Origin of the sequence: Acinetobacter sp. WCHAc060006, assembly GCF_004209135.1 — a bacterium.
Taxonomy (GTDB): Bacteria; Pseudomonadota; Gammaproteobacteria; order Pseudomonadales; family Moraxellaceae; genus Acinetobacter; species Acinetobacter cumulans.
In genome coordinates this window covers 1-9,398 of sequence record NZ_SGSS01000053.1, presented here as the reverse complement: position 1 = coordinate 9,398, position 9,398 = coordinate 1, and the positions used below count along the sequence as shown (strand labels likewise).

Below are 9,398 nucleotides of genomic sequence, written 5' to 3'. Positions count from 1 at the left end.
GAAAGAGGAAAAAATGAAAGAACTTAAGAACGTTGTCATCTACACAAAAGACCATTGTCCGTTTAGTAAACGCGTGAAGGAGTACTTAACTTCTGAAAAAGTTGATTTTAAACAAATTCGCGTGGATGACGATCCCAAGACTTATGATGAGTTGAAGAAAAAAACCAACCTTCAAACTGTTCCGCAAGTTTTTGTGGATGGAAAATTCATTGGTAGCGCGACTGACTTCTTCGCGTGGATTGATAGCTAAAGAACAAACCCAAAAATAAAGGAGCAAATTTATGTTCAACTGGGAAAGCATTAACAACTATCTCGATAACGGCACTCCCGCTCCTCCTAGAAAAGTAGAAAAGAGCGAGGAAGAGTGGAAAAAAATTCTGACACCCGCTCAATTTAATGTCATGCGGAAGAAAGGCACCGAGCGCCCTCACACTGGGGAACTCTGTTCATTTTATGAGGCAGGACGGTATGCCTGCGCGGGCTGCGACACTGAACTGTTTGATTCGAACGTTAAGTTTGATTCGGGAACAGGTTGGCCGAGTTTTTCTGAGCCCGTCGCCGACAACGTAATTCAATATGAACTGGACACGACTTACGGACGAAGAATCGAAGTGCTATGCAATGTGTGCGAAGCCCACTTAGGGCACGTTTTTCCAGATGGTCCTGAGCCCTCTGGGGCTCGATTCTGCATCAACTCGGAGTCGTTGAAGTTTGTAGAGTAATTTTAGAAAATGGAGGGGGTCGTGGGGATTAAGCTGTTCGGTCATAAGGACTGCCACAAAACCAAGATTTACCAGTCGTACTTGAAAGAAAAAGGAATCGAGTTTGATTTTTTAGATGTTCACGAAGACGACGCGGCAGCTGATGAACTGCGATCCCTTTATACTACTGGAAAGTTAAATTTCCCGACAATACTGGTTGGGACAAAGAAGCTGAGAAACCCCAAGTTCAAGGATCTCGACAAGTGGTTGGAAGCTTCGATGAAATAACGAGATCTTTTTTTTGAGGATTGTAATTAGCTTAGTAAGGATACAGATCAATGATTATAGCAGTTTTCCGCAGTCGTGTTGCCAAGGAGCACGGTGGGGAGTTTGAAAGAAGATACGCCGAGATGTCCGCGCTTGTCGAAGCCATTCCTGGTTACGGAAGCCATGAGCGGTTTTCTTCTCCTAACGGTGAAGATGTTCTAATTGTCGAGTTCCTTACCAGAGAAGCTTTCGATGCTTGGGATAAGCATCCCGAACACAAAAAAGCCAAGATGCTTGGCAAAGACTACATTTTTGAATCGTACGACGTGAAGGTCGGAGAAGTTTTTGAACGGCACACAAAGCCGGAGGTGAAATTATGAAAACGAGAAACGTTTATATCGTAGGTGGAGCTCGGATTCCATTTATGAAATCTATGACCGCATATCGAGACGTCTCAAGTGAAGAACTAATGACGGCGAGCCTAAAGAGTTTAGTTGATAGATATAACTTGGAAGGAAAAACTGTGGGCGATGTAGCCTTAGGAGCTGTCATGCACAGCTCGGCTAACTGGAATTTGGCTCGTGAAGTCGTTCAATCCTCCGGTTTGCATCCAAACACTCCGGCATATAACGTGCAACGTGCTTGCGGAACGAGCTTGGAAAATACGATTCAGATTGCTCACAAAATTTCTAGCCACCAAATTGAAAGTGGCATTGCGGGCGGTGTTGATAGCAACAGCGATTTGCCCATTATGGTTAGTCGAACTTTCGCAAGAAAATTGATTGCGTTGAATTCTGCCAGAACGCTTGGTGAGAAAGTAAAAATCATTTTAGGAATTAAACCTAGCGATCTAAAGCCAGTGTTGCCCGCAGTGGTTGAGCCACGCACCGGAAAATCAATGGGTGAGCATTGCGAACTCATGGTTAAAGAGTGGAATATTTCTCGCCAAGAGCAAGATGAGTTAGCGCTGGCAAGTCACAGAAATGCAGCTCAAGCATATAAAGATGGGTTTTATGATGATCTCGTCTTTCCATTCCAAGGAAATAAGACCGATGGAATTTTGCGTGCTGATACAACTTTGGAAAAATTGTCGAAGTTAAAACCTGTTTTTGATAAATCAGAAAAAGGGACTTTGACGGCGGGAAATTCAAGCTCGCTCACAGATGGCTCATCCACCGTTCTTTTGGCTTCCGAAGAAGAGGCTAAAAAGAATAATTGGCCGCTGTTGGCCAAGATTGTGGATTCTCATACTTCTGCCGTGGATTACGTCGCTGGCGAAGGTTTGCTCATGGCTCCAACTGTGGCGGTCAGTGAATTATTGAAGCGAAACGGCTTAAAGCTTCAGGATTTTGATTTTTACGAAATTCACGAGGCGTTCGCTGGACAAGTGCTCTGCACGATGAAGGCGTGGGAGTCTGCTGAATACTGCAAAACACGTTTGGGACGATCAGAGCCTCTCGGAAAAATTGACCGCTCGAAGCTAAATGTCCGTGGAAGTAGCATTGCCCTTGGGCATCCGTTTGCGGCTACTGGCGCTAAGATCGTCGGAGTTTTAGCAAAGATACTGCACTCAGCTGGTCCTGGAAAACGTGGCCTTATCGTCGTTTGCACGGCGGGAGGAATGGGAGTGGCTACAATTCTTGAAAGTTAGGAGAAAAATATGTCGGATCTAAAAATGAATAAAGAAGACGGTGTTGAAAGCTATGAATTTGCAACCCCTGAAGCAATCGAAGAAGCATTGAAAATCGGGAAGCTTAGTCAAACGGTTTTCGGCATGGGTTGCTTTTGGGGACCGGATTCTAATTTTGGAGGGACGCAGGGAGTAGTGCAAACACGTGTTGGCTACGCTGGAGCATCAACTCTGGATCCGAGTTACCGCAACATCAACGGACACGCCGAAGTCGTCAGAGTGATCTACGATAAAGACCAAATCAGCTACAGGGAACTTCTTGGAAGTTTTGAATCATGGTCTGTTCATGGTAGAAAGCAGGGCCAGTATCGCCAGATACTTTTTGTTTTTGATCTGGAGCAAAAACAAGTAGCTGAAGAACTGATTCAAGCGATTGGAAAGGAGAAATCTCCCGAGGTGATTGAGGCCGGAGAACAAAATGGTTATTTTTGGCCCGCCGAAGATTACCATCAAAAGCATCGTCTTCGCAGAAACAAACAGCTTGTAAGTCTTGCAGAAGTAGATTTCGGTCCTCGCTGGGATGAACATCTGTATTTTACTAAATTAAATAGTACCGATAGAAAAGGCTTCAGTCTCTCAAGCTGGCTAAAAAAGTTGTCTCCGGAAATGCAGAAAGCTTACCGAATCGGTTAATCTGAAATTGCAGCTGGCTAAAGAACTCTATTTTCTATATGTAAAGAATGTGACGATCTCCTTCACATGGAGTCCAAGAGAGCATAAAAAATCTGTGTAAGTCGCATTACCCATGTATTTGAAAGGAATAAATAATGCCAATATCAGACCAGCTTATCGACCGAAGCAAGACCTCAGTTTTTATGAGGTCTTGAGATCAGCGCAGCATGAACAGATCTCTTACAGTGTGGCGAACACACTGGTTTGATTGCGGCCTTGGGTTTTAGCTTTGTATAACATCTGATCGGCGACTTCGAGCAACTGCTTTTTGTCGTCAAATAAATCAGCGCTGGCCAAACCTATGCTGACCGTTAATTGTCGTAATAACCACTCATGGTTAGCCACTACCAGCCTTAACTTTTCCAGTGTTTTATTTGCGGACGCTGTGTCTGTGCCTGGCAGGATCAGCACAAACTCTTCACCACCATAACGGGCGAAAAAGTCATAGTTCCTGCTATGGCGCTGAAACAGAGCCGCGACTTGACTCAGTGCCTCATCTCCTGCGGCATGACCATAGCTGTCGTTAAAACTCTTAAAGTGATCAATATCAATCAATGCCAGTACAAAAGATTGTCCTGTTCTTTGCCAGCGAGCAAATTCAGCTTCAAACTTGAGGTCAAAAGCTCTTCTGTTGTTCACCCCTGTCAGCGCATCCGTCATGCTGGTATTATGTAATTGTTCGCCGACTTTTTTCAGCTCCAGTATGGCGATCACTTGTCTGGACAGAGCCTGCAAAGAGCTTATCTGCCGCTGGTTCAGCTGCTTAGGAACATGATCATAGACACAAATAGTACCAATCACTGCACCTTCGGGATCAATCAGCGGCGAGCCAGCATAAAATCGGTAGCCAGGTCCTGAAATCACCATAGCATTGGTACTGAATCTGTGATCTAAAGTAGCGTCAGGGACCACCATTACCGCATCAGGTGTTTCCATTGCATACACGCAAAAGGACTCTTTAATTAATACAGAGGTACGCGAAATACCAACTTTTGCAATTAGATTCAGCTTTGTGTCATCGGTTCGCGTCACCATAGCCACTGGTGCATCACAGATATAACACGCCAGTTCAGTGATATCCCGCAGGTTCTGATCTGCTTCAGCAGGTGCTTTTAGTGTGGTTTCTGCACTAGCTGTTTGAGCTAAACTAAAGGTCATGTACTTCTCCGTTTTTCTACTGCATTTTTCAAAGATCCTGCATAGAAAAATGAATTAAATCGTTGATTTAACTCTAGCATAGATCTGTCAGACTTGAAGTTATCTCTGTAGCAATGGTATTGTTTTGTACAATATTCGCCTGCTTGATTTGAGTTTTAGCTGTATTTATAAACTTTTGGCTTTTCCGGTCGCAGGCTCTATAATTTGCTCGTTTAAATCCAACTCTTCGTCTAACGTCATCTATTTAGTGTGCATGCGGCCTCCGGAGCATTTTCCGTGGCTTATTTTACCGAAGCATCGGGATTGCTAAATAGAGCTGAACGCTGTAATGCGCTTTCGAACTGAGCTTTCCGTAACTTCGGCATTAGTTCATGTACCTTGCTTACTGGATGTTGGTTGACGCGCAGCAGCACGTCCGTCAGATAATCGTAAACGTTAATAGCAGTGTTGACCTTGCTTTGAATGACGCCAACATGCTTAGCACCAAGCTCCGTTCAGCAGAATCACAGCCAGTTTTTCAGTTATCCCAAGTGTCACTCTCAGATTAAAGGCCGCCATACCGGATGTAGTGCCAACAAGAAAACTAAAACACAACTTCGCTGATCATCGCTGAGTGTTTATAAATCGTCTCCCATCACCGGTATCGATAAGCAGATAAGCCTGGTTATGCCATTAGCAGTTCTTGAAGCATTCCTGCTTTCAATGTCGTCAACGTGATCACGATTTGAGTTGAGATAACGACTCTGTTGCTGAAGACTCTCAGTTAATTGCCACTCACCAGATTCAAGAACAGCACCCGCTAACTCGGCACATACTGTTGCAAAACCATAAAGCGCTTGATTATCGCGGGTAAAACGCAGCGGCATCGTCTGGCCTTTTACAAGAAGGGACCATTCCAAAACTCTGTACTTACCTTTTAATCGGTTACTGACAAAAATAGTTATACTTGTACCGCTGGCGCCAACAACTAAAAAGCTCGTGATAGCTAGTCCTATCAGAGACCATAACTCTGGTTTCCCACTTAGTAACAGTGGATTAGGCAAATGACTCCTCAAAACGAGATCAGCACCAAGGGTCAGCGCTGTTTTATACACTGCTTGTTCTAATAATGGAGTTGCATTGACCAGTGACGCAACAGCATCACAACTATAAGGTTCTAGAACTGCCGTAGCTCTCAACCATTCTGTTTCATGGGCAATCGCCAACAAATTTGACCAAATTCGAACCAGTGCCGCTATATGAATGGAGTTTTCATCAGTCAGGACGGTTTGATTAAGCTGCTTATCCAGTTCCTGATGCCAGTATTGGTATTGGCTTGTCAAAAGTACAAACAACTCAGATTGAAGCAACTTATTATTAGTTACCGGTCTTATCCTATTTGACATCTCATTGAATAGTTGTATAAATTTTTTGTCTGCTTGTTGCTCACGCTTTAGCAGATCTTGCTGTTGTTGAAGCATCTGTAAATCGTATTCAATGGCCTGCTTAAAAAGTGTGAGTAAGGAACAGTGTTGTGATGCCCGATCTGGGCTTGAAAAGTCCAACATACACAAAGTACCGAAAGTTTTTCCGCTAGGCCAAAGCAATGGCAGGCCATAGTAATAACTAAAGCCTGCTGCAAATGTTGGGTTATTGTTTTCATATCGGGTACCGATTGCATTTTCAACTAGTAATGGCTGGTTACTGGAAATGACTTGGGAACAATAAGTGTTAAGTGCCAATGGAACAGGTTCACCGCAATAAAAAGTTGGTACTGACACACTGCCAACAGCCTGACAAATTTCGTTTTTATCTAATCGATTAATCAGCACACAAGGCACTTCCGCGACTTGAGCCATCGAGTTTACAATGCCTTGCCAGCGCTCTAGGAGCAGAGCGGTTTCTATGCTCAAATCTACTGCCATTTGTTCCCTCAGTATTTAAATAGTCCCCTTTTGCATCATTCGATCTTGTTTATCTCAGAGTATCAAACAGGAAACAAAGTGATTGATGTCAATCAGGGAATTAGCAGCATTGATGCATTAAGCGGCGCACATACACTCTAAGTAAAGTGCTTAAGTCTGATTATGGCAAGAAATTGTTACTTTGTCAGGGATAGTCAACACTTTATTAGCGAGAGACTTGCTTGGCTGACATTTAAGACAAATCGCGAGATTCCAAATCTGCCACCAACAGTCGGAACTGAGTAACTCACTTGAGCTTTAAAAAGTAAAGCATTGAAATATTTATGGTATTTATACATCCTACCTAGCTCACAGCAGAGTTTAGCATCGTGCATTAATATGACCTTACACTAAAAATACGTACTAGTTGACGTCTATCAAACTCGTTTACGAGATAGTGTAGTGGTCGACAAATTTTGGCCACATCGTTATTGCCTAATAACCGATGCTCTCTTTAAATGCGAAATGAGTAGTGCACGCATTTTTAGCCTTTTGGCAAAACGTTGATGTCTCGAAATTTTCAAGCGCTGTGCCTTGTTTATTTTCAGAAACGTCTGCTTTCAGTGAGTTCCTGATGCTCGGGCGCTCTAAATTATGGGTATAGACAATCTGATTTGCCCTATATTTGCAGTTTTTCGTGAACCCTTAATTTCACAACTCTTTTAATCTGATATCCAAAGTCTGCATCCATACATAGCCCCTACGTAAACTGTCTAATAAGTCACATTATACGAACTATTGAGCATGTTATATCTATTTTACATGCTGTAAATTCAGTTCCATTAGTAAATAGATAAAAACCAAGGAGGCTTTATGAAAAATAAATAATGTGATCGTTGCCGGAGGGTGTTTTTGGAGTCTCGAAGACCTCCTTAGAAATCAGGACGGCGTGACGTCAACGAAGGTGTGTAGTGGCACTGAAATGGCGACTGCGCAAGACGTGAAGATGAGCTGTCTGATAGCAACGGATTATCAAGCAGAACCTTCTTAAATACAATTTATTCCACGCCAATACAGCGTGCTGTCTTTCAAATCACTAGGAGAAATTTATGTCACGTTTGAACACCCCTACCACAATCGACGCCGCGCCTACTGCTACCCATACCTCACTCAAGGCTGTGGAAAAACAACTGGGCCGCGTTCCTAACATGTTCCGCGTCGTTGCCAACAGCCCTGCTGCGCTGACTGGCTACCTGCAATTGAGCGCAGCATCAGCACAGGGCGGCTTGGGTACAGCGACTCTTGAGCGTATTGCCCTAGCCGTCGCTGAGATCAACGGCTGCGATTATTGCCTTGCTGCCCATTCCTTCCTAGGCCGTAAGGTGGCCAAGCTTGATGATGCTGAACTCACTGCCAACCGCAGCGGTGCATCAAATGACCCTAAGGCCGACGCAGCCGTGCGTTTTGCTGCCGCCGTAGTCCGCCAGCGCGGGCAAGTCAGCAATGACCAGGTCCAAGCGGTGCTGAACGCTGGCTACAGTGATGCACATGTAGTGGATATTCTGTTGGCTGTTGCCCTGAACACTTTCACTAACTACGTTAACGAAGTGACACAGACCGAGGTCGACTTCCCGGCCGTTCAACCACTAGGCATTGATGTCTAATCCATTGGTGCTCAACTACAGCAATTACCTAAGTTAGGTTCGACTCGAGTAAACATATAGTTTTTCTCAAGAGTCATATCATTTTAGTGGGCTACATAGAGTGAGTCCACATGGCTAAAAATAATTGGAGATATAAGATGACTATTCCCGAAATTGAAAATGGTGTCCAGACTACCAATACCCTTAGTAATAATCTCGGTGCAAAAATCACTAAGTTTGGTATAGGTGGCATCTACGTTGCCATGACGATAATATATTTGTGGTTTGGTGGCATGAAATTCACTAGCTACGAAGCAAACGGTATACATGGTTTTGTTAGTAATAGCCCTCTGCTTTCGTGGATGTATAGCTTCCTCAGCATTCAAGGATTCTCAAATTTTCTGGGTGTGCTTGAAATTTCAGTTGGCCTGTTAATCGCTGCACGAGTTTTCTCCCCTAAGCTCGCAATCTTGGGCGGTGTACTTTCAACCGGACTCTTTTTTACGACATTGTCGTTCATGCTGACTACACCCGGTGTTTTTGAGGCATCTCTTGGGTTTCCTGCGATCTCTGTGGTTCCTGGCCAGTTTTTGCTAAAAGATTTAGGCTTGTTTGTCGTGTCTATATTTATCGTAGGTACATCACTTACAGCACTGGAGCACAAAAACAAATAAGCCTCACCCGAAACAACTATAAGTTAGATGGCTCCTAAACACATTAGAGAGCCTTTATTTTTATCTTTTAAGTGCTTCAAGTACGTGCCTTACTAGAGGCTGTTGATCTTTGAGTGAAAAATGAACGGCATAGCAACAAGGTATAATGGTTTCGCCAAAAATCAAAAATACCACCGAGAACGGACGTTGCTATGCCAAGGACAATGCTAACAGATAACGCCTAGGAAGCCCTAAAGCAAATACTTAAAGAGACAGGGCGTGTTTACAATAAATATGAACACCGAAATACACTGGAAGGCATACTTTATCGTATGCGCACAGGCATTCAGTGGCGAGATTTGCCTGAAAGATTCGGTCGTTGGAACTCTGTATTTAAGCGCTTTAACCTTTGGTCAAAGAAAGGTGTGTTACAAAAATGGTTTCAAAGCATATCGTCCGATAATGATCCAGAATGGTTGTTTATTGATGGAAGTATTGTCAAAGCGCATCAAGACAGTAGCGGAGCCGCAAGCAGTTCAGATGAAGCGATAGGAAAAAGTCGGGGTGGGAGTTCTACAAAAATTCATCTCGCTGTAGATAGCGGTGGGCTTCCCGTTTATTTTGAAATATCGGGTGGTCAGATAAATGACATTGGTTATGTGAAAAAAACCGATGCAGAAACCCAGGTACTGTTTGAATTTATCGCGCATCGATATGAAAGCGGTAGCCTG

13 protein-coding genes are annotated in these 9,398 nt (G+C 43.7%); 11 read left to right on the top strand and 2 right to left on the bottom strand.

The window, feature by feature from the left end; all coding sequences use genetic code 11:
- The 6 genes from EXE29_RS16770 to EXE29_RS16745 form a co-directional block, all read left to right on the top strand.
- Positions 1-250 (top strand): glutaredoxin (locus EXE29_RS16770; RefSeq protein ID WP_252383558.1); only part of this gene is annotated, 250 nt, incomplete at its 5' end.
- 31 nt (positions 251-281) lie between these two features.
- Positions 282-722 (top strand): peptide-methionine (R)-S-oxide reductase MsrB, encoded by a 441-nt coding sequence (msrB, locus tag EXE29_RS16765; protein ID WP_000483554.1) that lies wholly within the window; start codon positions 282-284, stop codon positions 720-722.
- 21 nt (positions 723-743) lie between these two features.
- A complete protein-coding gene (locus EXE29_RS16760; RefSeq protein ID WP_025467194.1) occupies positions 744-989 on the top strand; it encodes a glutaredoxin family protein in 246 nt (81 codons plus the stop codon).
- A gap of 50 nt (positions 990-1,039) precedes the next feature.
- A complete protein-coding gene (locus tag EXE29_RS16755) occupies positions 1,040-1,348 on the top strand; it encodes an antibiotic biosynthesis monooxygenase family protein (RefSeq protein ID WP_002122973.1) in 309 nt (102 codons plus the stop codon).
- Positions 1,345-2,619, top strand: coding sequence for an acetyl-CoA C-acetyltransferase (locus EXE29_RS16750; RefSeq protein WP_000857678.1), 1,275 nt, complete (start codon positions 1,345-1,347; stop codon positions 2,617-2,619). Before EXE29_RS16755 ends, EXE29_RS16750 begins: the two co-directional genes overlap by 4 nt.
- A gap of 9 nt (positions 2,620-2,628) precedes the next feature.
- Positions 2,629-3,291 (top strand): peptide-methionine (S)-S-oxide reductase MsrA, encoded by a 663-nt coding sequence (locus EXE29_RS16745; protein ID WP_001281573.1) that lies wholly within the window; start codon positions 2,629-2,631, stop codon positions 3,289-3,291.
- Positions 3,292-3,510: 219 nt separating this feature from the next.
- Here the strand turns inward: EXE29_RS16745 and EXE29_RS16740 are convergent, their stop codons facing one another.
- Entirely contained in the window at positions 3,511-4,488 is a 978-nt protein-coding gene (locus tag EXE29_RS16740) for a sensor domain-containing diguanylate cyclase (RefSeq protein ID WP_002119794.1), read from the bottom strand.
- 371 nt (positions 4,489-4,859) lie between these two features.
- Between EXE29_RS16740 and EXE29_RS17950 the strand changes: the two genes are divergently transcribed.
- Positions 4,860-5,036 (top strand): hypothetical protein, encoded by a 177-nt coding sequence (locus tag EXE29_RS17950; RefSeq protein ID WP_153310265.1) that lies wholly within the window; start codon positions 4,860-4,862, stop codon positions 5,034-5,036.
- Between the two features lie 69 nt (positions 5,037-5,105).
- On the opposite strand, the gene EXE29_RS16735 is transcribed toward EXE29_RS17950, so the two are convergent.
- Positions 5,106-6,392 carry a GAF domain-containing protein gene (locus EXE29_RS16735; protein ID WP_000257537.1) on the bottom strand — a complete coding sequence of 429 codons (1,287 nt, stop codon included), beginning with the start codon at positions 6,390-6,392 and terminating at the stop codon, positions 5,106-5,108.
- Positions 6,393-7,260: 868 nt separating this feature from the next.
- Between EXE29_RS16735 and EXE29_RS17855 the strand changes: the two genes are divergently transcribed.
- The 4 genes from EXE29_RS17855 to EXE29_RS16715 all read left to right on the top strand — a co-directional run.
- On the top strand, positions 7,261-7,422 hold the full coding sequence (locus EXE29_RS17855) for a peptide-methionine (S)-S-oxide reductase (RefSeq protein WP_223290059.1): 162 nt from the start codon (positions 7,261-7,263) through the stop codon (positions 7,420-7,422).
- 58 nt (positions 7,423-7,480) lie between these two features.
- Positions 7,481-8,035: a carboxymuconolactone decarboxylase family protein gene (locus EXE29_RS16725; RefSeq protein ID WP_000088799.1), complete on the top strand. Its 555-nt coding sequence runs from the start codon at positions 7,481-7,483 to the stop codon at positions 8,033-8,035.
- 137 nt (positions 8,036-8,172) lie between these two features.
- Positions 8,173-8,688 (top strand): YkgB family protein, encoded by a 516-nt coding sequence (locus tag EXE29_RS16720; protein WP_004911234.1) that lies wholly within the window; start codon positions 8,173-8,175, stop codon positions 8,686-8,688.
- A gap of 239 nt (positions 8,689-8,927) precedes the next feature.
- The coding region (locus EXE29_RS16715; protein WP_213069656.1) for an IS5 family transposase at positions 8,928-9,398 on the top strand (471 nt) is incomplete at its 3' end.

Excerpts from the sequence above, each read along its gene's own strand:
- msrB (WP_000483554.1), top strand. The coding sequence starts at position 282 with ATGTTCAACTGGGAAAGCATTAACAACTATCTCGATAACGGCACTCCC.
- EXE29_RS16755 (WP_002122973.1), top strand. The coding sequence starts at position 1,040 with ATGATTATAGCAGTTTTCCGCAGTCGTGTTGCCAAGGAGCACGGTGGG.
- EXE29_RS16750 (WP_000857678.1), top strand. The coding sequence starts at position 1,345 with ATGAAAACGAGAAACGTTTATATCGTAGGTGGAGCTCGGATTCCATTT.
- EXE29_RS16745 (WP_001281573.1), top strand. The coding sequence starts at position 2,629 with ATGTCGGATCTAAAAATGAATAAAGAAGACGGTGTTGAAAGCTATGAA.
- EXE29_RS16740 (WP_002119794.1), bottom strand. The coding sequence starts at position 4,488 with ATGACCTTTAGTTTAGCTCAAACAGCTAGTGCAGAAACCACACTAAAA.
- EXE29_RS17950 (WP_153310265.1), top strand. The coding sequence starts at position 4,860 with ATGTACCTTGCTTACTGGATGTTGGTTGACGCGCAGCAGCACGTCCGT.
- EXE29_RS16735 (WP_000257537.1), bottom strand. The coding sequence starts at position 6,392 with ATGGCAGTAGATTTGAGCATAGAAACCGCTCTGCTCCTAGAGCGCTGG.
- EXE29_RS16725 (WP_000088799.1), top strand. The coding sequence starts at position 7,481 with ATGTCACGTTTGAACACCCCTACCACAATCGACGCCGCGCCTACTGCT.
- EXE29_RS16720 (WP_004911234.1), top strand. The coding sequence starts at position 8,173 with ATGACTATTCCCGAAATTGAAAATGGTGTCCAGACTACCAATACCCTT.